Raw genomic sequence first — 24924 nt, forward strand, 5'->3', positions numbered from 1 at the left:
GGTGGGTGGCGCTCATGCGGCGGGGATCCCGGCGGGGTGCATCGTGTCGATCCGTTGGCGGGCGAAGCGGCGCGCGTCCGCGTCGGCGGCCAGCAGCGCTTCGAGCGAACCGGCCGGCGCCGCGGGCAATGCGGCGAGGGCGTCCTCGACCAGCGCGGGAATGCCTAGGAAACCCATACGGCCCTGAAGAAAGGCTGAAACCGCTTCTTCGTTGGCCGCATTGAGCACCGCCGGGGCGGTGCCGCCGGCGGCCATCGCCTCCTGCGCCAGGCGCAGGCAGGGGAAGGCAGCCAGGTCCGGCGCCTCGAACTCCAGCCGTCCCTGCGCCAGCAGGTCCAGCCCGCCGACCCCCGAATCGATCCGCTCCGGCCAGCCCAGGCCGACCGCCAGCGCGGTGCGCATGTCGGGCAGGCCGAGCTGGGCCAGGGTCGAACCGTCGACGTACTCGACCAGGGCGTGGACCAGGCTCTGCGGATGGACCAGCACGCCGATGCGCCCGGCGGGCAGGCCGAACAGGTGGTGGGCCTCGATCACCTCCAGGCCCTTGTTCATCAGGGTGGCCGAATCGACCGAGATCTTCGGGCCCATCGACCACTTCGGGTGCGCCACCGCCTGCGCCGGCGTGACCTGCGCCAGGCGGGTGCGGTCCCAGCCGCGGAACGGGCCGCCGGAGGCGGTCAGCATGATCCGGCTAACGCCCTCAGCCTGGCAGGAGCGCAGGCACTGGAACACCGCGCTGTGCTCGCTGTCGACCGGCACGATCTCCGCGCCGGAGGCACGCGCGGCGGCGATCACCAGTTCGCCGGCCAGGACCAGCGACTCCTTGTTGGCCAGCAGCAGGCGCTTGCCGGCGTGCGCCGCGGCCAGGGTCGAGCCGAGTCCGGCGGCGCCGACGATCGCGGCCACCACCGTGTCGCAGCCCGTGCCGGCGACCAGCGCTTCGAGTGCCTGGTCGCCGGTGTGCGCCTGGGTGTCCAGCCCGGCCGCGCGCAGGCCGTCGCGCAGCGCGGGGTAGGCGGCCGGGTCGGCGATGACCGCGTGGTCCGGGCGGTGGCTGATGCACAACTCGAGCAGCGCATCCACGTTGCCGCCGGCGGCCAGCACGCTGGCCCGCAGCCGCCGCGGATGGCGCGCGATCACGTCCAGCGCCGAAGCGCCGATCGAGCCGGTGGCGCCGAGTACGGCGACCTGGCGAATGTCCGCAACGGGCTGCATGTCCGTGGTCCGCTTCAGAAGCCCAGGATGTCCTTGCCGATCGCGAACACCGGCAGGGCCGCCAGTACGCCGTCGATCCGGTCCAGGACCCCGCCATGGCCCGGGATCAGCGTGCCCGAGTCCTTCACCCCGGCCTGGCGCTTGAGCAGGCTCTCGACCAGGTCGCCCACGATCGAGGCCAGCACCGCGGCGGCGGCCACCAGCGCCAGGGCCGGCAGCTGCGCCGTGGCGGCGCCGGCGAACACGCCGAAGGCCAGGGCCACGGCCACGCCCGCGACCAGGCCGCCGACGGCGCCCTCGACGGTCTTGTTCGGGCTGATGCTCGGCGCCAGCTTGTGCCGGCCGAAATGGCGGCCGGCGAAGTAGGCGCCGGAGTCGGCGGCCCAGACCAGCGCCAGCGCGGCCAGCAGCCAGCGGTGGCCGCTGGCGTCGAGCGCGGTCGAGGCGCTCAGCGCGCTGAAATTGTCCGAATGGATCAGGCACAGCGCGCACCAGGCCGGGACCACCGCCAGGGTGCCGGCGGCCAGCTTGAAGGCCGTGGTCCAGGGGCGGTGGCTGGCGGTGAAGCCCGGGCGCCACAGCCACAGCAGGGCGAGCAGCCAGCCCAGGGTGCCGGCCAGGGTGGTGATCTGGAACAGCACCGGGGAGAAGCCGCCGGTACCGCGCGAAGCCCAGACCAGCAGCACCATCAGCAGCAGGTTCAGCCCGACCAGCACGGTGCGCGCCAGGCTGTCGTCCACGCCGGCCAGCTTCAGCCATTCCCACAGGCCGGCCAGCAGCACCAGGGCGGCCACGGCGGCGAGCCACTGCGTGGGCAGCAGCAGGATGGCGGCGATGGCGACCGGCGCCATGACCAATGCGGCGATCACCCGGGTGCGGGTCATGGTGTGGCCTCCGCGCCGAGTTGGGCGCTGGTCAACCCGAAGCGGCGTTCGCGCCGGGCGTAGTCGTCCAGGGCCTGCTGCAATACGCCGGCGTCCATGTCCGGCCACAGGGTTTCGGTGAACCACAGCTCGGTGTACGCCAGCTGCCAGAGCAGGAAGTTGCTGATCCGCTGGTCGCCGCCGGTGCGGATGAACAGGTCCGGCGGCGGCAGGTCGGCCAGCGCCATGCGCGCGCCGACCGCGGCCTCGTCGATGTCCGCGGACCGCAGCCGCCCGGCCGCGACGTCCTCGGCCAGCGCACGCGCGGCCGTGGCGATGTCCTGGCGGCCGCCGTAGCTGGCGGCGATGACCAGCTGCAGGCGCCCGTTGCCGGCGGTCTGCGCCTCGGCGGCGGCCATGCGCTCGCGGATCGCTGCGGCGAACAGCGCGCGTTCGCCGATGAAGCGCACCCGCACCCCGCGCCGGTCGAGCTCGTCGACTTCGCGCTCGAGCGCGGCGAGGAACAGCTTCATCAGCGCGCCGACCTCGTCCTCCGGCCGGCCCCAGTTCTCGCTGGAGAACGCGAACAGGGTCAGCGCGCCGATCCCGCGTTCCAGGCAGAAGTCGATCACCAGGTTGACCGCGCGCGCGCCGGCGCGGTGGCCGATCGCGCGCGGCCGGCGCCGGCGCTGGGCCCAGCGGCCGTTGCCGTCCATGATGATCGCCAGGTGGCGGGGAACCGGCGCGGTGGTGGCGGGAGCTGCAGTCATGCCGGGATGCAGACCGCTCAGACCGCCATCAGTTCCTGTTCCTTGCCCTTGACCACCTCGTCGACGTCCTTGATCGCCTTGTCGGTGATCTTCTGGATCTCCTCCTCGGCGCGGCGGACCTCGTCTTCGGTGACCTTCTTTTCCTTCAGCAGGTCCTTGACGTGCTGGTTGGCGTCGCGGCGGATGTTGCGGATCGCGACCTTGGCGTCCTCGCCCTCGCCGTGCACGACCTTGGTCAGTTCGCGGCGGCGCTCCTCGGTCAGGGCGGGCAGGTTCAGGCGGATGGTGGTGCCGGCGGTGTTCGGGGTCAGGCCCAGGTCGGAGGCCAGGATCGCCTTCTCGACCGCGCCGACCATGCCCTTGTCCCACGGAGTGATCACCAGCGAGCGGGCGTCGGAGACGGACACCGCGGCGACCTGCGACAGCGGCACGTCGCTGCCGTAGGCGCTGACCTTGATGGTGTCGACCAGGCCGGTCGAGGCGCGCCCGGTGCGGACCTTGACCAGGTTGTGGCGAAGGGCGTCGATGCTCTTCGCCATGCGGGCCTGCGCGTCTTGCTTGATCTCGTTGAGCATCGCCGTATTCCGTCGAAAAAGCCGAATCGGCCGATTATACGGGGTTGGCGATGGCCGCGGCGCCCGCGCCGGCCGGCTGCCGTGGGCCTCCAAAAAAAGGGATCAGAGACATTTACCGTTTGAAGCGGTAAATGTCTCTGACCCCTTTTTTGGACCCCTTTTTGCCTCCCGTTTCTCAGCGGCGGGAGCGGACCAGGGTGCCGACGCGGTCGCCGCGCAGGATCCGCATCAGGTTGCCGGGGACGGAGATGTCGTAGACGCGCAGCGGGATGCCGTGGTCGCGGCACAGGGCGAAGGCGGCGGTGTCCATCACCTGCAGGTCGCGGGCGATGACCTCGTCGTGGTCCAGTTCCTCGAAGCGGACCGCGTCGGGATGCTTCTTCGGGTCGCGGTCGTAGACGCCGTCGACCTTGGTCGCCTTCAGCAGCAGGTCGGCGTTGATCTCGATCGCGCGCAGGGCGGCGGCCGAGTCGGTGGTGAAGAACGGGTTGCCGGTGCCGGCGGCGAAGATGCCGATCCGGCCCTTCTCGAGATGGCGCACGGCGCGGCGGCGGATGTAGTCCTCGCACACGTCGTTGATCTTGAGCGCGCTCATCACCCGGACCTTGCCGCCGAGCTTCTCCAGCGCGTCCTGCATGGCCAGCGCGTTGATCACCGTGGCCAGCATGCCCATCTGGTCGCCGGTGACGCGGTCCATGCCGGAGGCGGCCAGGCCGGCGCCGCGGAAGATGTTGCCACCGCCGATGACCAGGCCGATCTCGGCGCCGGCCTCGCGCACCTCGATGATCTCGCGCGCGATGCGACCGATCACCACCGGATCGATGCCGTAGTCCTCCGCCCCCATCAGCGCCTCCCCCGAGAGCTTCAGCAGGACGCGGCGGTAGGCGAGTTCGGACATGGCGGCCTCTGGGGGAATGGCAAACGCGCGAATTCTAGAGCAAATCCGTGCCAGACGCTTACAACTCCTTCGTTCCCGCGGCTCTTCACAGGCCTATATCTGCTCACGCGGGAAGCGCTCTTCAGCGGCCGCATGGCCGCGCATCGGCGGAACGCGCGCGGTGCGGCTCGCTCGCCGCGGGCGGCGTTCACTGCCCGTGCTGGCTGACCCGGTTGCGGCCTTCGCGCTTGGCGCCGTAGAGCGCGTCGTCGGCGGCCTGCAGCAGGCTGCGCGCGTCGGCGAACTGGCGGGTGGTGCCGTGCGTGGCCAGGCCCGCCGAGAAGGTGACGTACAGCGGCTTGCCCTCGACCTCGGCCATCGGCACGCGCGCGGTTTCCTCAAGGATGCGCTTGAGCACGCGCGCGGCCGACACCTCGCTGGAGTGGCTGAGCACCACCAGGAACTCCTCGCCGCCGTAGCGTGCCACCAGGTCGGTGCTGCGCAGCAGGCGCTGCAGGGTCTGGGCGAACTGGTGCAGGACCCGGTCGCCGACCAGGTGGCCGTAGCGGTCGTTGATGTGCTTGAAATCGTCCAGGTCGATGAAGGCGATCGACAGCGGATGCTGCAGCGCCACCGCGGTGGCGAACTCGCGCTCCAGCACCTCTTCCATCTGCAGCCGGTTGTAGACCCCGGTCAGCGGGTCGCGGCGCGACTGCTCGGTGAGGCGGCGCACCTGGTCCTCGGAGGCCTGCGCCTCGGAGCGCGCGCGCGCCGCGTCCTGGATCTCGCGCAGGTTGCGCAGGATCAGCAGTTCCTTGGCGTGGTCGGTGATCGCGTCCAGGTGCGCGGGGTGGGCAATGTGCAGGTCGAACATGGCGCTGATCTCGGGCAGCGCGGCGGCGACCTGTACCAGCAGGTCGTCCAGCCCGGTGCCGTCGGTGGCGCACGCTGCCACCCGCGCGGCGGCCGAGGCGCGCAGCGTTTCGACGTCGCCGTCGGCCAGCCACAGGTCGGCGATGGTGCCGGAGGCGACCACGCAGGCCTGGAAGGCGTCGCCGGTGCCGTCGTCCTCGCTGGCGCCGATCGCGTCGACCAGATAGACCGGCAGCCGCCAGTGCCGCGCCAGCCAGGCGCCCACTTCGGCGTGGTCGGCGCCGAAGGCGGCGCGCTCCAGCTCCGGCAGCGCCGCGTTGCCCGGCGCGCCGGCGCGCAGCGCAGCGTACTCCTCCGGCAGCGCCTGCAGCAGCGCCAGCGCGCCGACGTCCTGCAGCAGGCCGGCAAGCATCAGGTCTTCCAGGCGCTCGAGGCCGGCATGGCCGCCGAGCAGCCGCGCGACCAGCGCCGCCAGCGCGCTGCGCCGCCAGATCCGTTCCTGCTCGGCGGCGGTGCCGTTGCTGCCGCGCAGGCCCTGCACCAGCGAGAAGCCCAGGGCCAGGCTCAGGGTCGCGTTGAAGCCGAGCAGGGTCAGCGCCTGGCCCAGGTTGTCCACCCGGCGGCGGCCGGCGTACAGCGGCGAGTTGGCCACCCGCAGCATGCGCGCACTGAGCGCCGGATCCATCCCGATCACCCGCGCGGTCGCGTTCAGGTCGGCACCCGGGTCCTGGGCCAGCTCGATGATGCGCAGCGCCACTGCCGGCGGCGACGGCAGGTTGCGGCAGTGCAGGAGGTGGGCTTCGAGTTCCGGGCGCATCGCTCAGGTGCGGTTCAAAAATGCAGTAACCGAAGTATGCCGGCAAAACTGCGACGAGATAAGCATCTTTACCTTATTTCCATCGCTGGAATCGTGCGTTCGTGCCCGGAAAAAAGAAAAGCCGCGGCATGCCGCGGCTTTTCCGGGAAGCATCCCGCCGCGAGGCGGGGATGAATCAGGCCAGGCCGGCCTGCTTCATCACTTCGGCGGCGAAGTCGTCTTCCTTCTTCTCGATGCCTTCGCCCACGGCCAGGCGGTCGAAGCGCACGACTTCGGCGCCGGCGGCCTTCAGCGCGGCTTCGACGGTCTGGTTGGTGTCCAGCACGTACGGCTGGCCGTACAGGGTCACCTCGTTGACGATCTTGGCGATCTTGCCGCTGATGATCTTCTCGAGGATGTCGGCCGGCTTGTTCTTGTCCTTGTCGGACATCTTGGCCAGCTCGATTTCCTTCTCCTTGGCGACGAACTCGGCCGGCACGTCGGACGCCTTGATGTGCGGCGGGTTCATCGCCGCCACGTGCATGGCGATACCGCGGGCCAGGTCGGCGTCGCCGCCCTTGACCTCGACCAGCACGCCGATGCGGCCGCCGTGGACGTACGCAGCGACGTTGTTCGCGCTATCGATGCCGGCCAGGCGACGGACCTGCACGTTCTCGCCGACCTTGGCGATGACCGCGGCGCGGGCTTCCTCGATGGTCTCGCCGCCCGGCAGCCTAGCCGCCTTCAGCGCCTCGACGTCGGCGGCGCCGGAGGCCAGCGCGGCCTGGGCGACGGCGTCGACGAAGGCCAGGAAGTTGGCGTCCTTGGCCACGAAATCGGTCTCGGAGTTGATCTCCACCAGCACGGCCTTGCCGCCGTCCTGGGCGACCGCGATGCGGCCGTCGGCGGCGATGCGGTCTGCCTTCTTGTCGGCCTTGGCCAGGCCCGACTTGCGCAGCCACTCGGCCGCGGCGTCGATGTCGGCGTTGTTCTCGGTCAGTGCCTTCTTGCACTCCATCATGCCGGCGCCGGTGCGCTCGCGCAGTTCCTTGACCAGGGAAGCGGTGATTTCCACGGGATTACCTCGTTATGGGATGAATGTGGCTCCGCGGGGCGGAGCAGGGCGGACGGCGGTCACGCCTGCGGCGCGCACCGGGCATCCGGCCCGGGACCGCGGACGGCGCGCAGCGCGGCCGTCCGGCGGGGTGGCGGCCGCGCTGCGGCGGCCGCCGGGGTGGATCACTCGGCCGCGGCGGCGGCTTCGCCGCCCTCGGCCTTGTCCTTGCGGGCAGTGCCCTTCTTGGCCGGCGCGCGGCGCGGGGCCTTGGCCTCGCCCTCGGCCTCGGCGAAGTCGCTCTCGCTCACGTTGGCGGCGTGCGGCGCGGCGGCCTTGCCTTCCAGCACCGCGTCGGCGGCGGCACGGGCGTACAGCTGCACGGCGCGGATGGCGTCGTCGTTGCCCGGGATGGCGTAGTCGACCAGGGCCGGATCGTAGTTGGTGTCGACCACCGCGATCACCGGGATGCCGAGCTTCTTGGCTTCCTTGATCGCGATGTCCTCGTGGCCGATGTCGATCACGAACAGGGCGTCGGGCAGGCGGTTCATGTCCTTGATGCCGCCCAGCGAGGCCAGCAGCTTCTCGCGCTCGCGGCGCAGGCCCAGCACTTCGTGCTTGACCAGCTTCTCGAAGGTGCCGTCGGTCTCGCCGGCTTCCAGCTCCTTCAGGCGCGCCACCGACTGCTTGACGGTGCGGAAGTTGGTCAGGGTGCCGCCCAGCCAGCGCTGGGTCATGTACGGCTGGCCGCAACGCTCGGCCTCTTCCTTGATCGCCTCGCGCGCGCTGCGCTTGGTGCCGACGAACAGGATGGTGCCGCGCTTCTGGGCGATGGCCGAGATGAAGTTCATCGCGTCGGAGAACAGCGGAACGGTCTTCTCGAGGTTGATGATGTGGATCTTGCCGCGCGCGCCGAAGATGTACGGGGCCATCTTCGGGTTCCAGTAGCGGGTCTGGTGGCCGAAGTGGACGCCGGCTTCCAGCATCTGGCGCATGGTGATCTGGGGCATTGCTTGTGACTCCTGGCAGTGGAATCGTGCCCGGGCGGCCGTGGTTTCGGCGGGTGCGCGGGGCGTGCGGCCATGGCGGCTCGCAGCAACGATTCCGGGGTTGGGCCTCCCTGGCGCTTCCGTGTCCGAACCCGCTTCGCGAAGCGGGCACCCCGGCACGGAGGGTGGCGTCAGGTGTGTATTCGCCGGTGCCGGACGGGCCGGCGCTTCCCGCCCGGCGTGGGCGGCCCCGGGGCCGGATCGGCATTGGGGCGGAAGAAAGCCGCGGGAGTATAGCCGGAGCGGGTGGCTCCGGGCAAACCGGTCAGCGGCCGGTGAGCAGGCCCGCCTCCGGGACCAGCACCACCGTCTTGCCGTTCACGTCGGCCTCGAAGCGGCCGTGGGGTGGGCCGGCGGCGGCCTCGGGCAGCGGCCAGTGCTTGTAGCGGCCGGCCAGGACGTAGCCGGCCAGGTTGGGCGCCAGGACGTGCCGGCGGCCGCCCGGTCCGACGAAGGTCAGGCCGGCGATGCGGGCGTGGCGGTCGCCGCTGTTCTCCAGGCGCAGCAGGCGCCGGCCGGTGGTGTCCTCCTCGATCCGGGCGCTGAGCCGGTGGCCGGCCGTGGCCGGTGCCGTCGGCAGGGCGAAGACCGGGATCGAATAGCGCAGCAGGGTGCCGTCGGCGGGCAGTTCGCCGGCCGGGGGCAGTTCGTCGACGACCAGGCGGTAGGCGGTCTCGGTCGCCGGCACGGCCGGCGCGAGGCGGACCAGCCGTACCCGCTGGCGGCCCATCGGCGGTACTTCCAGCAGGGGCGGGCTGACCGCCAGTTCGCGGGTCGGCACCAGCACCTCGCCGCCATCGGCCTGGCTCCAGGAGAAGATACGGACCTGGGCCTGCAGCGGCACCTTGCCGGTATTGCTCAGCCACAGGGTGGACGCCTCCTCGCCGGAGCGCAGGATCACCGAGACCGGCTCCAGGCGCAGGTCGCCCGGATGCGCAGGCGTGGCGACCAGCCCTGCGGCCAGGGCGAACAGCCAAGCCGTGGCCCTGCCGCGCGGCATCAGAACACGATGGTGGTGACGCGCGCGCCGTCGATCGGGCCGCTGCGCGGGACCGGGAGGTGGCTGGCGTGGGTTCCGTCGGCGACCAGGGAAGGCGCGACCGCGGCGGCGGCGGCTGGGGAAGCCACCGTCCAGGGCACCCCGGTCGAGCAGTCGACGCTGGGACTGGCGTGGCCGTCGCGGATGTCGCAGCGGTCGACGATGGTCAGGGAGATGCGCAGCACGGTGTTCTTGCTAGATGCCTGGACGGTACCCATCGCCACCAGACAGGCGAGCAGGACCACGGCTTTGAACGGGCGCATCGGCGGCTCCTTGCCGATCCGGATGTCGGCTGTCAGCCACGCTTTCGGCGGATGCCGCTGAAAGTTGAGCCCATCGTGGGGCTGGAGGTGTCGCGAAAGCGTGATTTGTGGATTGGATCACGCAAACGACGCCGTCCAGCGGCCATCCGTCCGGCACGCCAGGCAGGGGCTTCAATACGTCAGGGTGACGGTGATCGTGTCCGCATAAGCGCCGGCGGAGCCCGCAGCCTGTGCGGGTACGCGGCCATAGACAGTGAAGCTCTGGATGGCGTTGTTGCCGGTGTCGGACACATCGTTGGAGTTAGTGTTTCCCCATATCTGAGTGCGTCCCGCGTTCCGGTAAAGCTGGTAGGTCAGGTAGTTGCCGCCGGGGCCGAGCATGCGTCGGACTGTGCCGCCGGTGCTGTGGCCGCCATAGTTCAGCGCGATCCGGTAATTGGTGCCGATGGGGCAGCGGACGCTGACGGTGGACGTCTGATCGCGGTTGCCGGCCAGGCTGACCACGGCGCCAAAATCCATGTCCGTCGCGGTGCTGATGTAGCAAGTGTTGGCGAAGGTCGCGCTCACTTCCGTGTAGTTCTGGCCGGTGATGGGCGCTGTCGCGCACTGCGTGGCCGAGGGTGCGGTGGTTCCGGTCTGCGAGGTACTGCGCATGAAGTCGGTGATCTGGGACACGTAGTTGCCGGCCGTCACTGTCTGCGCCGGGATGCGCCCGTACACCGGCATGGAGCTGTAGGTCCTGCCAGTGGCCGTCATGGTCAGTGCGATGCTGTAGACGGCATGCCCGCTCGTCGTAGAGCCGATCACCTGGGTCATGGCCGGGTCGGCATAGAGATGGTAGTCCAGGTAGTCGAGTGGCCACCATTGGATCATCTGCCGCGGATCCAGGCCAGTCGGAAGGATCGGGTTCATGTACAGGCAGACGCGGAAGCTGCGCACCGCCGGTCCGTCGTTCTGGCAGTAGAACCGGATCGAGCCGGTGGTGGTCGCGCCGCCGCCGCCGACGGTTCCGAAGCTGATCGGGTTGGAGCCGTCGATGTTGCATTCGTTGGCGGCCATCGCCTCGCCCGGCAGCAGCCAGGCGGTGGCCAGCGCAAGGACGAGGGAGGCCGCGCGCCACCAGGAGCGAAGGATGGTGACAGTGCAAATGCTGTTCATCGGCAGACGACTCCTTCCAGTTCGACGAAGCCCCTCGGCTTCGCCAGCACGGGCAGCACCACGTCGCAGTAGCCGCCATTGTGGCGGATCTTGAGCCCCGTTCCCGGCCGGAGTTCCTGCAGGTAGAGCAGGCCGTCGTAGCCGACCACGGTCAGGGCCGGGGTCGTCGCCGGATCGTCGTCACGCAGCCAGACGGAGCTGCCGGCGGGGATGGGCTGGCCATCCTGGCCGGTCACGGTGGCTTGAATCGACAGCACCGCCCGCATCGGGAACCGCGCCAGCATGCCGCTGCGGCTGGCCGGAACGGCATGCATCTCGGTGCGGACCAGGCGTACGTCGGTCGGCGCCTGCAGCGGGTCGATCGACAGCCGGTTGCTCTGCCACGCGTTGAGCCGGTTGACCAGCAGCAGCCCATCCTCGTTGGTGTGGCCGACAAGGCGGTTTTCCTGGAGGATCGGGACGTCGGCGACGCCATCGGTGGATACCAGCGCGAAAGCGTCCTCCACCCGGCGCATGGCGAACAAATGCTTCTCCATCAGCAGGATGCTGCCATTGGCGGACGCGAAGCCGGTGGTGCTGTCCGGCACTGGGCCTTCGCCGCGCTGGTACAGCACTCCTGCGTTCCACGCGCCATGCCGGCCGAGTCCGGCGATCTGGCCCTGCGCGCCCGGTCGGCCGCCGACGGTAGTCTGCAGGCGCCAGCCCAGTCCGCCCAGATCGCTGTCCACCGGTCGGTTGGCTTCCACGCTGAGGTTGTCGGCAGTCCGGCTATGGCGGGCCGAGGCGGACAGAGACGTGCGGCGGTCCAGCGGCATCGACCAGTACAAGAAGGCGCTGTCGGCGGCACGGTTCCCGAGGTCGCGGCTCACGCTGAGACTCAGGTAGCCGCTGCGAGGCAGCTGTCGCGACCAGGTCAGACTCGCGAAGCGCGCCGAGGGCTGGGCGAAGATATCCTGCCGCACATAGCTGGCGCCGACCTGCGCTACCCCCCAGTTGATGCCTACGAACGCGCTGTCCATGCGTCGTGGCAGCGCCGCTTCCTCGAGGCTGGCGACGTCGGCGAAATCCTCGGTGCGACGCAGCGTGGCCAGGCCCAAGTTGAACCGTGACGAGTTCCACTGGTAGCCCAGGCCGTACTGGTGGCCGGATTCGCCGGCATAGTTGCTTCCGGCCACGGATGCATCCAGGACGCCGCCGCGATCCCCCAGCAGCCACGTGCCGCCCGCGCCGGCCATCTGCAGGCCGGACGTGGCTTCGGCATGGACTTCCAGCGTGGTTCGGTTGCTGAGGCCGTGCCGGACGGAGGCGCTGCCCATGGTGTCGCCGGCATAGGAGAAGGAGCGTAGGCCGTACTCGCGGCGCACCCTGCCAGCCTCCACCGACCAGTCGGTCAGCCCCTGCTGAAGTAGCTGGGCAGTGTTGTACAGCGAGAAGTTCACCACGCGGCTCTGACCGTTTATGTCGGTGATCACCATCTGCGCCTGGCCGACGCCGTTGACCGTGGGGATGCTGTCGATTTGGAACTGGCCAGGCCGGACCTGCTGGCTCGACTGGCGGATGCCGTTGATGAACAGGTCGACGGTCGAAGGGAGCACCGCATCGCCGGCAAAGGAGGCCAGCGGCGTGGTCACGCGATAGGGTTGAAGGGCGAAGTTGGTCGAAGCGCGCACGCCGCCGATGCGCGTGGTCCGGGTCCAGCCGAGCGATCCGCTGTAGGTATCGCCTGCAACCACCGAAACCATGCTGTCTTGCAGGTCGAGCTGCCAGGAGGTGTCCAGGCGGACCATATCGTGCCGGTCTTCCAGACCCGGAAGGCTGTCGAGCCGGCTGACGGTGCTGTTGCTCCAGACGCCGGGTCCCACGCCGAACAGGCGCAGCTCGGTCCAACCGCTGAGGGAACGGTAGTCGCTGTCGCCCTGCGCATAGAGGTCGTAGTTGAGAAGCAGGCCGGGCGCGCGCGTAGACGGGTCGATGCGCGGCATCGGCTGTTCCGTTTCGCTGAAATGTTCGCGTTCACCGGACAGCCTCTCGAGTGGCGCGGTGAGGGCTAGTTGCTGGTTGCCGGCGTCGTAGCGCGCCTGCAGTCCCGGGATTGTGTCGAGCGCGACGAGACCATCGGCGTCCTGGCTTCCGGGCCATTGCAGACCGAGCTCACGCAGTGTAGATATGCTGGCATGCAGGCGTCCGTCGATTACGACGAAACGCGCCAGGCGTCCGGTGGCGAACTCGTTGAGGGAGACTTCGAGGTACAGCTCCTGCAAACCGCTGGCTGCGTCAGCATCGGGTTCGCTGGTTGCTATCAGATTCAGCGTGCCCGGGGTGGCGAAGCCGGCGGGCGATGGCTCGGGAGTGGGGGTGGCTGACAGCGCGCCGGGCGCGCAAGCCACCGCGATGCTAGCCGTGAGGATCTTCCAGCGGCAATGTCTGATCGTTCGGATCGTCATTGAACCTGACCTTCAGGCTGCCTCCGTTGGCACGCAATTGCGGCGATAGCGGAATCGTCCACTGCATCCGCTGGCCCGCCAGCACATAACCAAATAGACCGGGTACCAACTCGATGCGCTTGCCGGCTGAGTCCACCCAAGCCAGATTGCTCAGCCTGACCCGCTGCCGTCCTGCATTGGCGATGCTCAGCACACTGGCATCACCTGCAACTTCGAGGTGCACGGCCAGTCCGTCAGAATTGCCGACTGCGGTGGTCGCAGTCCGACGCGAGGGGCTTAGCGGCTCGGTTCCCTCGGCGAGCAAGAAAACCGGCACCGAATACTGCAGCAGGAACTGCAGGCCTGGATCGCGTGGCGCAGACGCATCGGCAGGCAACTCGTCGATGGTGAGACGATAGGCGGCCTCGGACTGCGACGGATCGGAACGAGGCCGGATCAGGCGCACTAGCTGCTGCTCGCCGGCGGCGACTTCTAGAATCGCCGGGCTGGCCACTAGGTCACGGGTCGGCGTCAGCTGATCTCTGCCGTCCACCTGGGTCCAGCTGGATACCCGGACCTGCGCCTTGAGCGGCTTGGTGCCGGTATTGGTCAGCCAGATGGCCTGCGACTGCTCGCCGGCGGTGAATTCGATCATGATCGGATTCACCTGCAGGTCGGCCGCCTGCGCGACAGTTGCTGCCATCGCCATCGCAGCCACGAACAGCCAGCGTGCGATGTGCCGGGCGCGGCCCATCCGAGCGCGCGCCGTGTCCTGTCGTGTCATCGGGGCCATTCCCGACCTCACCAAGTCGATCAGTACGTGATCGTCGCCTGGATGGTATCGGTATACACGCCTGCCGGCACGTTCACCGCCGCACCGCCTGCCACGCGGCCATACACGGAGATGCTTTGGTTGGCACCAGTGCCGGTGCCGGCGTGGGTGTCGGTGGAGACGGTGTTGCCCCAGTTCAGGGTCCGGTTGCTGTCGCGGTACAGGCTGTACGGGATGCTGTTGGCGCCGTTACTCATGCGGCGAGTGGCGACGGTGGCGCCGGTATAGGTGCCCGCGTTCAGACCGATGTTGAACGGGGTGCCCTGGGTGCAGTTGACCACCAGGGTGCCGGTATTGTCGGCGTTGCCGGACGAGGAGCGGGCCTTGTCGCCGAAGTTGACGTCCGATGCGCCGGTGGTGCTGAACGCGCAGGACTCGGTGATGTTGATCCGCACCTGGAAGTTACCAGTGGCGGTAGCGGCACTGGCATTGCCGGCGATACCGGCGGCAACCAGGGCAGAGGCGATCAGGGTGCTCTTGAACAGGTTCATCGGGGACTCCGGGATTTTGTTTTTTGGGTGGTTGTGTTGCTTGCCAAAGGTCAGAGCAGGAAGCGTGCCAACTCTCTGACGCCAAGTCTCCCGGTCCCTGGAAGCAGGAATTGACGTCTTCGCCACATTCCTGAATAGGGATATGGTGACACAATCCTCACATGTGGAGCGGCCTATTCAGCAAAAAGTGACCTGCCGCGTCAGTCTTCTGGCGTTAATTGTTCAGGGACTTGGGTCAACTCTGGCAGGCGGCAGATGGCCGGGCCTTGATTAGCGTCAATTTCCCGGGTCTGGCGGGTTCGCTGGCACCCGCGTTCAGGAAGCCCGCCGGATCGGCGATAATCCCGGCATGACCCTGCACCTGAAGACCCCCGAGGAAATCGAGAAGATGCGCATCGCCGGCCGCCTGGCCGCCGAAGTGCTGGAAATGGTCGGCGCGCACGTGAAGCCGGGCGTGACCACCGAGGAACTGGACCGGATCTGCCACGACCACATCGTCAACGTGCAGGGCGCGATCCCGGCCAACGTCGGCTACCGGGGCTACCCGAAGACGACCTGCACCTCGGTCAACAACGTGATCTGCCACGGCATCCCCAGCCCTGGCAAGGTCCTCAAGGACGGCGACATCCTCAACATCGACGTCACCGTCATCAAGGACGGCTGGCACGGCGACACCAGCCGCATGTACTACGTCGGCACCCCGTCGGTGATGGCCAGGCGGCTGGTCGAGACCACCTTCGAGGCGATGTGGCGCGGCATCCGCGCCGTGAAGCCAGGCGCGACCCTCGGCGACATCGGCCACGCGATCCAGAGCTACGCCGAAGCCGAGCGTTTCACCGTGGTGCGTGAGTACTGCGGCCACGGCATCGGCAAGGTCTACCACGACGAACCTCAGGTGCTGCACTACGGCCGCCCTGGCGAGGGCATGCTGCTGCGGCCGGGGATGACCTTCACCATCGAGCCGATGATCAACGAGGGCACCCGCTACACCAAGGTCCTGCCCGACGGCTGGACCGTGGTGACCAAGGACCGCAAGCTCTCCGCGCAGTGGGAACACATGGTCGCGGTGACCGAGGACGGCGTGGACGTGCTGACGCTGGCCCCCGGCGACGTGTCCTTGCTGGCCGCTGGCCAGATGCCGCCGGCGTGAGCGCAGGCATGGGCGCCGGTCCGTTGGCCGCCGACGCCCCGGGCGGGCAGGCGCCGGCGGGCGACGCCGGCTGGGCGGCCCGCGCCCGCGAACTGCTCAACCACGGCGACGCGCGCCTGCTCAAGCGCTACGACCGCGAGGTCGACATCGACCGCCTGCTGGCGCTGCGCGCGCGGCTGGTCGACGACCTGCTGCGGCGCGCCTGGCACCACTGCGTGCCCGACGACGCGGCGCTGTCGCTGATCGCGGTCGGCGGCTACGGCCGCGGCGAGCTGTTCCCGCGCTCGGACATCGACCTGCTGGTGCTGGCCGAACCGGAGGCGCAGCAGGCGCACCAGGCGGCGCTGTCGCGCTTCTTCGCGCTGCTGTGGGACACCGGCCTGCCGGTCGGCCACGCGGTGCGCTCGGCTGCCGAATGCACCGCCGCGGCCGCCGACCAGACGGTGATGACCGCGCTGCTCGAGGCGCGCCCGGTGGCGGCCGGGCCGGAGGCCATGGCGGCGCTGGCCGAGGCGATCGCGCCGCAGCGGATCTGGCCGCCGCGCGAGTTCTTCCTGGCCAAGCGCGAAGAGCTGCAGGCCCGCCACCGCCGCTACGGTGACACCTCCGACAACCTCGAGCCGAACATCAAGGACGGCCCGGGCGGCCTGCGCGACCTGCACACGCTGGGCTGGATGGCGCAGCGCGCGTTCGGCGTGCGCGACCTGGAGGCGCTGGTCAGCCTGGGCCAGCTCGGCCCGGACGAGGCCGCGGCGCTGGTGCGCGAGCGGCGTTCACTGGGGCGGCTGCGCTTCGGCCTGCACCTGGTCGCCGGGCGGCCGGAGGAGCGCCTGCGCTTCGACTACCAGAAGGCGCTGGCCGAGCGCCTGGGCTACCAGGACGACGAGCACAGCCTCGGCGTCGAGAAGATGATGCAGGGCTTCTACCGCAGCGCGGCGATCGTGCGCCGGATCAGCGACCGGCTGCTGCAGCGCTTCGAGGAGACCTTCGACGGCGAGGCCGTGCCGGAGTCGCTGAACCCGGACTTCGTGCTGCGCCGCGGCTACCTGGCCGCCGCCGCGTCGTACTGGCCGGAAGCGGACCTGCGCGAGGTGCTGGCGCTGTTCTCGACCTGGGCCGCGCACCCGGAAGTGCGCGGCCTGCACTCGCAGACCGCGCGCGCACTGGCCGAGTCGCTGAAGCGGCTGCCGGCCTACGACGAGGCCGGCCCGGCCGCGCGCGCGCGCTTCATGGCCCTGCTGCGCGGGCCGCGACCGGTGGAGACACTGACCCGGATGGCGCGGCTGGGCGTGCTCGGCCAGTACCTGCCGGCGTTTGCGCAGGTCTCCGGGCGCATGCAGTTCGACCTGTTCCACGTCTACACCGTCGACCAGCACACGCTGATGGTGCTGAAGAACATCGCCGGTTTCGCCAGTGGCATGGCGGACGAGCGCTTCTCGATCGCGCACGAGGTCTGGCCGCGGCTGCGCAAGCCCGAACTGCTGCTGCTGGCCGGCCTGTTCCACGACATCGCCAAGGGTCGCGGCGGCGACCACTCCGAACTGGGTGCGGTCGACGCGCGCGAGTTCTGCGCCGCGCACGGGCTCAGCGAGGCCGACACCGGCCTGGTGGTGTGGCTGGTCGAGCAGCACCTGCGCATGTCGATGACCTCGCAGAAGCAGGACATCTCCGATCCGGACGTGGTCCGTGCCTTCGCCACCCTGGTCGGCGACCGCGAGCGGCTGGACTACCTGTACCTGCTGACCTGCGCCGACATCGCCGGCACCAGCCCCAAGCTGTGGAACGCGTGGAAGGACCGGCTGCTGGCCGACCTGTACCTGGCCACCCGCCGGGCGCTGCGCGAGGGCCTGGAGATGCCGGTGGCCGCCGAGGCGCGCGCGGTCGAGGCGCGCGAGGCCACCCGCGAACTGATGTGCGATCAGGGCTACGACGACGGCACCATTGGCCGCCAGTTCGCCGAGATGCCCGACGAGAGCTTCCTGCGTTTCCGCCCCGAGCAGCTGGCCTGGCAGGCCGCCGCGCTGGTCGATGTGCGGATGGGCGATACCCAGGTGGCGGTGCGTCCCGTCGGTGGCCAGGCCGGCGCACAGGGTGGGGCGCTGGAGGTGTTCGTGCATTCGCCCGACCGCGACGGCCTGTTCGCCGCGATCGTCGCCACCCTCGACCGCCACGGCTACGGCGTGCACCAGGCGCGGATCCTGATGGGCCCGCACGGCACCGTGTTCGACACCTTCGAGGTGTTGCCGGCCGACAGCTTCGCCAGCGGCGATCCGCTGCAGCTGGAACGGGCGCTGCGTCAGGCCCTGTCCGGCGCGCTGGAGAACGTGCGCGCGCCGCGCCGGGCCGCGCCGCGGCAGCTGCGCCACTTCCGCTTCGCGCCGAAGGTGGAGTTCAGCACCACTACCGACGGCCGCCGCAGCCTGTTCGGCCTGGTCTGCCCGGATCGCCCCGGGCTGCTCGCCGACGTCGCCCAGGCACTGCGCGCCCGCCGGCTGCGCGTGCACGACGCGCGCATCGCCACCTTCGGCGAGCGCGTGGAGGACCTGTTCCAGATCACCGACGAACACGACCAGCCGCTGGACGCTGCCGCGCAGGATGCCCTGCGCGCCGAGCTGCGCGCGCGGCTGGACCCCGACAGCCCAACGACCGGAGCCCCCCGCTGATGGCCGCGCAGACGCCGAAGAAGTCCCCCGCCCGCAAGACCGCGCGCAAGCGCCCCGCCGTGCCCGCCGGCCCGGGCCTGGAAGAACTGAAGTTCTCCATCGAGAGCGCGTTCGCGCGCCGCGCGGCGCTGACCCTGGACGAGATCGACGGTTCGACCCGGCCGCTGGTGGAGCGGGTGATCGGCGGCCTGGAGTCGAGCGAGTTCCGCGTCGCCGAGCCGGACGGCAAGGGCGGCTGGCAGGTCAACGAATGGCTGAAGAAGGCGGTGCTGCTGTACTTCCGGGTCAATGACATGGTGGTGATGGAAGGCCAGCCCGCGCCGTTCTGGGACAAGGTGCCGGCGCGCTTCGGCAACTACGGCGAGGCCGAGTTCCGCAAGCTCGGCGTGCGCGTGGTGCCGGGCACCATCGCCCGGCGTGGCGCGCACCTGGGCAAGGACGTGGTGCTGATGCCCAGCTTCATCAACATTGGCGCGCACGTGGGCGAGGGCACCATGGTCGACACCTGGGCCACGGTCGGCTCCTGTGCCCAGGTCGGCAAGCACTGCCACATCTCCGGCGGCGCCGGCATCGGCGGCGTGCTCGAGCCGCTGCAGGCCAGCCCGACCATCGTCGAGGACCACTGCTTCATCGGCGCGCGCTCGGAAGTGGTCGAGGGCGTGGTGGTCGGCCACCACAGCGTGATCGGCATGGGCGTGTTCATCGGCCAGTCGACCCGCATCTACAACCGCGCCACCGGCGAGATCTCCTACGGCTACGTGCCGCCGGGCAGCGTGGTGGTGTCTGGTTCGCTGCCGGCCGCCGACGGCAGCCACTCGCTGTACTGCGCGGTGATCGTCAAGCAGGTCGACGCCAAGACGCGGGCCAAGACCAGCATCAACGAACTGCTGCGCGGCTGATCGCTCTTTTCTTATCCCTCCAAGATAAAACCTGTCCTTACATACCTTGGATTGCCCGAAAGGCGGACCGGCATTTTTCTTCTCCCTCCGGGAGAAGGTGCCCCGAAGGGGCGGATGAGGGTACGGTTTCCCAGCACCGGTTCCGGTTCGCAGGCGCCCGACCCTCACCCCAACCCCCGCTCCGCGCCCCGGCCCTCGCGTGGACGCGAGGGCGCTCAGTGGACCGCGAACCTGCGGTTCGCAAACGGTCCCCTTCGCCCCAGAGGGAGAGGGGCTTTTGACAGCAAGAATCCGGAATCCCGATGACCACGATCTACGGCCTGAAGAACTGCGACACCTGCAAGAAGGCCACCAAGTGGCTGGACCGCTTCGGCGTGGCGTACACCTTCGTCGACTACCGCGACAGCAAGCCCTCGCCGGAGACGCTGGTGGAATGGGCGGGCAGGGCCGGCGGCTTCGACGCGCTGGTCAACAAGTCCTCCACCACCTGGCGGCAGCTGCCGGACAACCGCAAGTCGCCCGGCAGCGAGGCCGAATGGAAGCTGCTGCTGCGCGAGCATCCGCAGCTGGTCCGGCGGCCGGTGGTGGTCAAGGACGATGGCGCCTTCAGCCAGGGTTTCTCCGACAACGGTTTCAAGAAGTTGTTCGGATAACCATCCCGCTACCGTTTCCCACTGTTGTAGGAGCCGATTCATCGGCGACCCGACACCGTCGGCACAGGCGACGCCCTCGTCATCCCGACGCCCGTATCGCCGTCATGCCGGCTCCTACAAGAAGCTGCGGCGGCTGGTGCTCCCGCAAGAGCCGGCCGGGCCGGCCTCGCCTACAATGCCGCAGCCCTTCCACCCGGCGAGCGCCGATGAGCGATGTGCTTGAACTGGCGCGCGAATTGATCGCGCGTCCTTCCGTCACCCCCGACGACGCCGGCTGCCAGGCGCTGCTCGCCGCGCGCCTGCAGCGCGCCGGCTTCGCCTGCGAGCACTTGCGCTTCGGCGAGGTCGACAACCTCTGGGCCACGCACGGCAGCGGCGCGCCGGTGCTGGTCCTGCTCGGCCATACCGACGTGGTGCCGCCCGGCCCGCGCGAAGCCTGGAGCAGCGATCCGTTCGCGCCGGAAATCCGCAACGGCGTGCTGTACGGCCGTGGCGCGGCGGACATGAAGGGCAGCGTGGCCGCGTTCGCGGTCGCCGCCGAGCGGTTCGTGGCGGCGCATCCGGAGCATCCCGGCACGCTGGCCATCCTGCTCACCTCGGACGAGGAAGGCGACGCCATCGACGGCGTGCGACGGGTCGCCGACCTGTTCCGCGAGCGCGGCCAGCGCATCGACTGGTGCATTACCGGCGAACCGTCCTCGACCGCCAGGCTCGGCGACCTGCTGCGCGTGGGCCGCCGTGGCAGCCTGTCGGGCACGCTGACGGTGAAGGGTGTGCAGGGCCACGTCGCCTATCCGCACAAGGCGCGCAACCCGATCCACCAGGCCGCGCCGGCGCTGGCCGAACTCGTCGGGCAGGTCTGGGATGGAGGCTATGAGAGCTTCCCGCCGACCTCGCTGCAGATCAGCAATATCCACGCCGGCACCGGCGCCAACAACGTCATCCCCGGCGAACTGCAGGTGCTGTTCAACCTGCGCTACAACCCGCACTGGAATGCGCCGGCACTGGAGGCGGAGATCGCCGCGCTGCTGGACCGGCACGGCCTGGAGTACGAACTGCGCTGGCACCGCAGCGGCGAGCCGTTCTACACGCCCGAGGGCCGGCTGCGCGCGGTCGCGCGCGAAGTGCTGGGCCAGTTTGCCGGCGAGCCGCCGGAGGAGAGCACCGGCGGCGGAACCTCCGACGCCCGCTTCATCGCGCCGCTGGGTGCGCAGTGCATCGAGATCGGCCCGGTCAACGCCAGCATCCACCAGGTCGACGAGCACGTATCAGTCGCCGATCTGGAGGCGCTGCCCGCCCTCTACGGCCGCCTGGTCGAACGCCTGCTGTTGTTGTAGGAGCCGGCATGACGGCGACACGGGCGTCGGAATCGCGAGGGCGTCGCCTGTGCCGACGGCGTCGTGTCGCCGGCTGAACCCGGCTCCTACAACAGCAGGTTGGGCGAGGCGCCTAGTGCGGCCCGTGCTGCTCGTTCGGCCTGGCCTTGCGGTCGCGCAGCAGGGCGCTGAGGGCGATCGTCAGTCCCAGTACCGCCGCGATCAGGAACAGCACCACCGCCAGCGCCGGATAGCCGAACAGCTGCGCCTTGGTCTCCACCCGCATCAGCATCGCCGACGAGATCAGCAGCGCGGCGGTGACCACCGCGGCGGCGATGCGGTTGGCGATCTTCTGCATGTTCTCCATCAGCCGCGAGTGCTCCAGGCCCTCGAGGCGTACCTGCAGCCGGTTCTCGGCCAGCAGCGACAGCACGTCGGAGATCTTGCGCGGTGCGTCGCGCAGCAGGCCCTGCACCTCGAGCGCCTCGCTGGCCAGGTTGGCGCTGGTGAAGGAGCGGCGCAGTTGCGCACGCATGATCGACTGCAGGTGCGACTCGACCAGCGTGCGCACGTCCATCTGCGGGTTCAGCGCGTCGGCGACCCGTTCCAGATTGAGCAGGGTTTTGCCCAGCAGGCTGATCTCGGCCGGCACGCGCAGGCCGTGCTCGGCGGCGCAGCCGACCAGCTCCAGCAGCAGCCGGCCCTCGGAGGTGCGCTTGCCGCCGGTGGCGTAGCGCGCGACCAGCTGGCCGGTGTCGCGGTTGAAGGCGACATCGTCGAACTGCTCCAGCCGCGTGCCGATCGCGACCAGCTCGCGCGCCACGTCCTCGCCGCGCGCGTCCACCGCCGCGAACAGCAGCTTGAGCAGGCGCTCGCGCATGCGCGGCGGCACCTGCGCGACCATGCCCAGGTCGATCAGCGCCAGGCGCCCGTCCTCGCACAGCAGCACGTTGCCCGGGTGCGGGTCGGCATGGATGTCGCCGTTCACGAACACCTGGTCCAGGTAGGCATGCATCAGTTCGGCCGCCGGCGTGGCCAGGTCCAGCTCGGTGCGGCGCAGGCCGGAGATGGTGGTGACCTTGACGCCATGGACCAGTTCCATGGTCAGCACGCGCGAGGTGCACAGGCCCCAGAGCGGCGCCGGCACGTACAGGTTCGGGTAGGCGGCCAGGTGCTCGCGGAAGCGATCCAGGTTCTCTGCCTCGCGCCGGTAGTCCAGCTCCAGCAGCAGGATCTTGCGGAACTCGGCGATCCAGCCGGCGAAGTGCATGCGCCGGCCAGTCTCGGTCAGCGCGTCGGCGGTGCCGGCCAACCCTGACAGCACCTCCAGGTCCAGGCGGATGGCCGCGTCCATGCCCGGGCGCTGCACCTTCACCGCGACCTCGCGGCCGTCGCGCAGGGTGGCGCGGTGCACCTGCGCCAGCGAGGCGGCGGCCAGCGGCACCGGGTCGAAGGACAGGAACAGCCGGTTGAGCTTGGCGCCCAGCTCGTCCTCGACGATCTTCTCGACCACCGCGGTGTCCACCGGCGCGACCTCGTCCTGGATCCGGTCCAGTGCGTCGATGTAGGCCGGCGGCACCAGGTCCGGGCGGGTGGACAGCGACTGGCCGAGCTTGATGAAGGCCGGGCCCAGCGATTCCAGGTCGGCGGCGAAGGCCTGCGCCTCGGCGATGCCCGACGCGTCGGCGATGGTCGGCTCGACCGGCGGTGCGTGGCTCCAGTCCAGGCCGGTCAGCACCCGCCGGTGCCGGGCCAGGCGGGCGACGACCTGGGCGGTGCGGGCGAGGCGGTGGGTGGTATCGGGCACGGCGCTTTCCCTGTACAGGTCCCCGCCCGGTGGGCGGCATGCAGTCGTCGGGAGTATTGGACGGCGGATGTGAGCGCCTTGTCAGTTGCCCCTGCAACGGTTGCGGGGCCGCCGCGGGCCGGGTTAGTGTCGGCCCATGCTCTCCACCCGCCGCGCCAATCCGGTCAATCGCAACCGCAACAACAATGCGGTCAATAACCGTGCGCGGCCGATGCGGGAGCGTGAGCGGGGCTAGAGCAGCGACAGCCCGGTCACCACGAAACCCGCATCGGCCGATGCGGGTTTTTTTGTGCCCGGAGCAGGCGCCGCGTGGCCGCGATCGATGCACGGATACGTATCACCACCCACACCCAGGAGTCTTCGCATGTGTTCGATCTTCGGCATCTTCGGGCTGCAACCGGGCGACGACCTGCAGGCGCTGCGCCGGCAGTCGCTGGACCTGTCGCAGCGGCAGCGCCACCGCGGCCCGGACTGGAGCGGGGTGTACCTGGACGACGGGGCGATCCTGGTGCACGAGCGCCTGGCCATCGTCGATCCGGCCGGCGGCTCGCAGCCGCTGCTGTCGGAGGACGGGCGGCTGGCGCTGGCGGTCAACGGCGAGATCTACAACCACCGGGCGCTCAAGGGCGAGCTCGCGCAGCCCTACGCGTTCCAGACCGCCTCGGACTGCGAGGTGATCAATGCGCTGTACCTCGAAGGAGACGGGCTCGGCGATGAACCGGCCTCGTTCCTCAACCGGCTCAACGGCATATTCGCCTTCGCCCTGTGGGACAAGGCGCAGGGCCGGGCGATCATCGCCCGCGATCCGATCGGGGTCTGCCCGCTGTACTGGGGCCATGACCGCGAGGGCCGCCTGCGCGTAGCCTCGGAGATGAAGTCGCTGGTGGACGAGTGCGCCGACGTGGCCCAGTTCCCGCCCGGCCACTGGTACGACACGGCCACCGGCACGCTGACCAGGTACTACGAGCGTCCCTGGCGCGACTACGCCGCGGTGGAAGGCGTGGACGTATCTGCGCAGGAGCTGCGCGAGGCCTTCGAGGCGGCCGTACACCGCCAGCTGATGACCGACGTGCCCTACGGCGTGCTGCTGTCCGGCGGCCTGGATTCCTCCCTGGTGGCCGCGGTCGCGGCGCGCTACGCCCGCCACCGCATCGAGGACGGCGACAGGACCGAGGCCTGGTGGCCGCGGCTGCATTCCTTCGCCATCGGCCTGAAGGGCTCCCCCGACCTGGCCGCGGCCAAGGTCGCCGCCGAGGCGCTGGGCACCGTGCACCACGGCTTCGAATACACCTTCGAGGAGGGCCTGGACGCGCTGCCGGAGGTGATCCGCCACATCGAGACCTACGACGTCACCACCATCCGCGCCTCCACGCCGATGTTCCTGCTGGCGCGGCGGATCAAGGCGATGGGGGTGAAGATGGTGCTGTCGGGCGAGGGCAGCGACGAGGTGTTCGGCGGCTACCTGTACTTCCACAAGGCGCCGAACGCGCGCGAGTTCCACGAGGAGCTGATCCGCAAGCTCGACGCGCTCAACAACTACGACTGCCTGCGCGCCAACAAGTCGATGATGGCCTGGGGCGTGGAGCCGCGGGTGCCGTTCCTGGACCGCGAGTTCCTCGACGTGGCCATGCGCATGGATGCCAGCCACAAGATGGTGCGCAAGGGCGGCGACGGCCCGCAGCGGATGGAGAAGGGCGTGCTGCGCCAGGCCTTCGACGGCTACCTGCCCCAGCAGATCCTGTGGCGGCAGAAGGAGCAGTTCAGCGACGGCGTCGGCTACGGCTGGATCGACGGGCTCAAGGCGCAGGCCGAGGCGCAGGTGAGCGACCGCGAGCTGGCCGCGGCCGACAAGCGTTTTCCGGTGAACCCGCCGCAGACCAAGGAGGCGTACTTCTACCGGTCGATCTTCGAGCGCTTCTATCCGACTCCGGCTGCGGCCGAGACCGTGCCGGGTGGCAAGTCGATCGCCTGCTCCTCGCCGGCGGCGATCGCCTGGGACGCGAGTTTCGCGACGATGGCCGATCCGTCCGGGCGCGCCGTCGCAGGCGTGCACGAGTCCGCGCACGCTTTGTAGGAGCCGGATTCAGCCGGCGACGCGACGCTATTGGCACAGGCGACGCCCTCATGATCCCGACGCCCGTGTCGCCGACTGAAGCCA

Annotated in this window: 21 protein-coding genes; 6 read left to right on the top strand and 15 right to left on the bottom strand. The window is 69.7% G+C overall.

The genetic code is table 11. The features are described from left to right. Positions 1–12: 12 nt before the first annotated feature. From dxr to WQ53_RS12740, 14 genes are all read right to left on the bottom strand, one after another. Positions 13–1215 carry a 1-deoxy-D-xylulose-5-phosphate reductoisomerase gene (gene dxr / locus WQ53_RS12675; RefSeq protein ID WP_052632926.1) on the bottom strand — a complete coding sequence of 401 codons (1203 nt, stop codon included), beginning with the start codon at positions 1213–1215 and terminating at the stop codon, positions 13–15. A gap of 14 nt (positions 1216–1229) precedes the next feature. Next, positions 1230–2099 (bottom strand): phosphatidate cytidylyltransferase, encoded by an 870-nt coding sequence (locus WQ53_RS12680; RefSeq protein ID WP_052632928.1) that lies wholly within the window; start codon positions 2097–2099, stop codon positions 1230–1232. Then, on the bottom strand, positions 2096–2848 hold the full coding sequence (gene uppS / locus WQ53_RS12685; protein ID WP_052632930.1) for a polyprenyl diphosphate synthase: 753 nt from the start codon (positions 2846–2848) through the stop codon (positions 2096–2098). The genes WQ53_RS12680 and uppS overlap by 4 nt, the downstream gene beginning before the upstream one ends. Positions 2849–2865: 17 nt before the next feature. After that, positions 2866–3423 carry a ribosome recycling factor gene (gene frr, locus WQ53_RS12690; protein ID WP_052632932.1) on the bottom strand — a complete coding sequence of 186 codons (558 nt, stop codon included), beginning with the start codon at positions 3421–3423 and terminating at the stop codon, positions 2866–2868. A gap of 175 nt (positions 3424–3598) precedes the next feature. Further along, positions 3599–4321: a UMP kinase gene (gene pyrH, locus WQ53_RS12695; RefSeq protein ID WP_052632933.1), complete on the bottom strand. Its 723-nt coding sequence runs from the start codon at positions 4319–4321 to the stop codon at positions 3599–3601. Between the two features lie 187 nt (positions 4322–4508). Further along, entirely contained in the window at positions 4509–5990 is a 1482-nt protein-coding gene (locus tag WQ53_RS12700; protein ID WP_052632935.1) for a GGDEF domain-containing protein, read from the bottom strand. Between the two features lie 175 nt (positions 5991–6165). Then, positions 6166–7044, bottom strand: a complete 879-nt coding sequence (tsf, locus tag WQ53_RS12705; protein ID WP_052632937.1) for a translation elongation factor Ts — start codon at positions 7042–7044, stop codon at positions 6166–6168. A gap of 164 nt (positions 7045–7208) precedes the next feature. Continuing rightward, positions 7209–8033 (bottom strand): 30S ribosomal protein S2, encoded by an 825-nt coding sequence (gene rpsB / locus WQ53_RS12710; RefSeq protein WP_052632938.1) that lies wholly within the window; start codon positions 8031–8033, stop codon positions 7209–7211. A gap of 304 nt (positions 8034–8337) precedes the next feature. After that, positions 8338–9072 (bottom strand): fimbrial biogenesis chaperone, encoded by a 735-nt coding sequence (locus WQ53_RS12715; RefSeq protein WP_052632939.1) that lies wholly within the window; start codon positions 9070–9072, stop codon positions 8338–8340. Continuing rightward, positions 9072–9374 (bottom strand): hypothetical protein, encoded by a 303-nt coding sequence (locus tag WQ53_RS12720; protein WP_052632941.1) that lies wholly within the window; start codon positions 9372–9374, stop codon positions 9072–9074. Before WQ53_RS12720 ends, WQ53_RS12715 begins: the two co-directional genes overlap by 1 nt. Positions 9375–9545: 171 nt before the next feature. Further along, entirely contained in the window at positions 9546–10532 is a 987-nt protein-coding gene (locus WQ53_RS12725; RefSeq protein WP_052632943.1) for a Csu type fimbrial protein, read from the bottom strand. Beyond that, the gene (locus WQ53_RS12730) at positions 10529–12976 is read right to left on the bottom strand and encodes a fimbria/pilus outer membrane usher protein (protein ID WP_082113021.1); all 2448 of its coding nucleotides are present in this window, start codon (positions 12974–12976) and stop codon (positions 10529–10531) included. The genes WQ53_RS12725 and WQ53_RS12730 overlap by 4 nt, the downstream gene beginning before the upstream one ends. Further along, complete coding sequence (locus tag WQ53_RS12735; RefSeq protein WP_158497844.1) at positions 12927–13739, bottom strand: fimbrial biogenesis chaperone; 813 nt, start codon at positions 13737–13739, stop codon at positions 12927–12929. Before WQ53_RS12735 ends, WQ53_RS12730 begins: the two co-directional genes overlap by 50 nt. A 29-nt stretch (positions 13740–13768) precedes the next feature. Further along, positions 13769–14278, bottom strand: coding sequence for a Csu type fimbrial protein (locus WQ53_RS12740; RefSeq protein WP_052632948.1), 510 nt, complete (start codon positions 14276–14278; stop codon positions 13769–13771). A 349-nt stretch (positions 14279–14627) separates the two neighbouring features. On the opposite strand from WQ53_RS12740, the gene map reads away from it, so the two are divergent. From map to dapE, 5 genes are all read left to right on the top strand, one after another. Further along, positions 14628–15428 carry a type I methionyl aminopeptidase gene (gene map, locus WQ53_RS12745; protein ID WP_052632950.1) on the top strand — a complete coding sequence of 267 codons (801 nt, stop codon included), beginning with the start codon at positions 14628–14630 and terminating at the stop codon, positions 15426–15428. Between the two features lie 8 nt (positions 15429–15436). Beyond that, positions 15437–18091, top strand: a complete 2655-nt coding sequence (glnD, locus tag WQ53_RS12750; RefSeq protein WP_052632952.1) for a [protein-PII] uridylyltransferase — start codon at positions 15437–15439, stop codon at positions 18089–18091. Continuing rightward, a complete protein-coding gene (gene dapD / locus WQ53_RS12755; protein ID WP_052632954.1) occupies positions 18091–18990 on the top strand; it encodes a 2,3,4,5-tetrahydropyridine-2,6-dicarboxylate N-succinyltransferase in 900 nt (299 codons plus the stop codon). Before glnD ends, dapD begins: the two co-directional genes overlap by 1 nt. Before the next feature lie 302 nt (positions 18991–19292). Continuing rightward, complete coding sequence (locus tag WQ53_RS12760) at positions 19293–19643, top strand: arsenate reductase (protein WP_052632956.1); 351 nt, start codon at positions 19293–19295, stop codon at positions 19641–19643. A gap of 206 nt (positions 19644–19849) precedes the next feature. Beyond that, positions 19850–20980: a succinyl-diaminopimelate desuccinylase gene (gene dapE / locus WQ53_RS12765; protein WP_052632958.1), complete on the top strand. Its 1131-nt coding sequence runs from the start codon at positions 19850–19852 to the stop codon at positions 20978–20980. Between the two features lie 112 nt (positions 20981–21092). Here dapE and WQ53_RS12770 read toward each other — a convergent pair whose 3' ends face one another. Further along, positions 21093–22766 (bottom strand): ABC1 kinase family protein, encoded by a 1674-nt coding sequence (locus tag WQ53_RS12770; RefSeq protein WP_082113022.1) that lies wholly within the window; start codon positions 22764–22766, stop codon positions 21093–21095. Between the two features lie 364 nt (positions 22767–23130). Between WQ53_RS12770 and asnB the strand changes: the two genes are divergently transcribed. Next, entirely contained in the window at positions 23131–24840 is a 1710-nt protein-coding gene (asnB, locus tag WQ53_RS12775) for an asparagine synthase B (RefSeq protein WP_052632962.1), read from the top strand. Positions 24841–24924: the final 84 nt, after the last annotated feature.

This window comes from Pseudoxanthomonas suwonensis, from assembly GCF_000972865.1.
In the GTDB taxonomy this organism is placed as follows: Bacteria; Pseudomonadota; Gammaproteobacteria; order Xanthomonadales; family Xanthomonadaceae; genus Pseudoxanthomonas; species Pseudoxanthomonas suwonensis_B.

Bases quoted from the DNA above. Each gene is read 5' to 3' on its own strand.
- dxr (WP_052632926.1), bottom strand. From the start codon at position 1,215: ATGCAGCCCGTTGCGGACATTCGCCAGGTCGCCGTACTCGGCGCCACC.
- WQ53_RS12680 (WP_052632928.1), bottom strand. From the start codon at position 2,099: ATGACCCGCACCCGGGTGATCGCCGCATTGGTCATGGCGCCGGTCGCC.
- uppS (WP_052632930.1), bottom strand. From the start codon at position 2,848: ATGACTGCAGCTCCCGCCACCACCGCGCCGGTTCCCCGCCACCTGGCG.
- frr (WP_052632932.1), bottom strand. From the start codon at position 3,423: ATGCTCAACGAGATCAAGCAAGACGCGCAGGCCCGCATGGCGAAGAGC.
- pyrH (WP_052632933.1), bottom strand. From the start codon at position 4,321: ATGTCCGAACTCGCCTACCGCCGCGTCCTGCTGAAGCTCTCGGGGGAG.
- WQ53_RS12700 (WP_052632935.1), bottom strand. From the start codon at position 5,990: ATGCGCCCGGAACTCGAAGCCCACCTCCTGCACTGCCGCAACCTGCCG.
- rpsB (WP_052632938.1), bottom strand. From the start codon at position 8,033: ATGCCCCAGATCACCATGCGCCAGATGCTGGAAGCCGGCGTCCACTTC.
- WQ53_RS12715 (WP_052632939.1), bottom strand. From the start codon at position 9,072: ATGCCGCGCGGCAGGGCCACGGCTTGGCTGTTCGCCCTGGCCGCAGGG.
- WQ53_RS12720 (WP_052632941.1), bottom strand. From the start codon at position 9,374: ATGCGCCCGTTCAAAGCCGTGGTCCTGCTCGCCTGTCTGGTGGCGATG.
- WQ53_RS12725 (WP_052632943.1), bottom strand. From the start codon at position 10,532: ATGAACAGCATTTGCACTGTCACCATCCTTCGCTCCTGGTGGCGCGCG.
- WQ53_RS12730 (WP_082113021.1), bottom strand. From the start codon at position 12,976: ATGACGATCCGAACGATCAGACATTGCCGCTGGAAGATCCTCACGGCT.
- WQ53_RS12735 (WP_158497844.1), bottom strand. From the start codon at position 13,739: ATGACACGACAGGACACGGCGCGCGCTCGGATGGGCCGCGCCCGGCAC.
- WQ53_RS12740 (WP_052632948.1), bottom strand. From the start codon at position 14,278: ATGAACCTGTTCAAGAGCACCCTGATCGCCTCTGCCCTGGTTGCCGCC.
- map (WP_052632950.1), top strand. From the start codon at position 14,628: ATGACCCTGCACCTGAAGACCCCCGAGGAAATCGAGAAGATGCGCATC.
- glnD (WP_052632952.1), top strand. From the start codon at position 15,437: ATGGGCGCCGGTCCGTTGGCCGCCGACGCCCCGGGCGGGCAGGCGCCG.
- dapD (WP_052632954.1), top strand. From the start codon at position 18,091: ATGGCCGCGCAGACGCCGAAGAAGTCCCCCGCCCGCAAGACCGCGCGC.
- WQ53_RS12760 (WP_052632956.1), top strand. From the start codon at position 19,293: ATGACCACGATCTACGGCCTGAAGAACTGCGACACCTGCAAGAAGGCC.
- dapE (WP_052632958.1), top strand. From the start codon at position 19,850: ATGAGCGATGTGCTTGAACTGGCGCGCGAATTGATCGCGCGTCCTTCC.
- asnB (WP_052632962.1), top strand. From the start codon at position 23,131: ATGTGTTCGATCTTCGGCATCTTCGGGCTGCAACCGGGCGACGACCTG.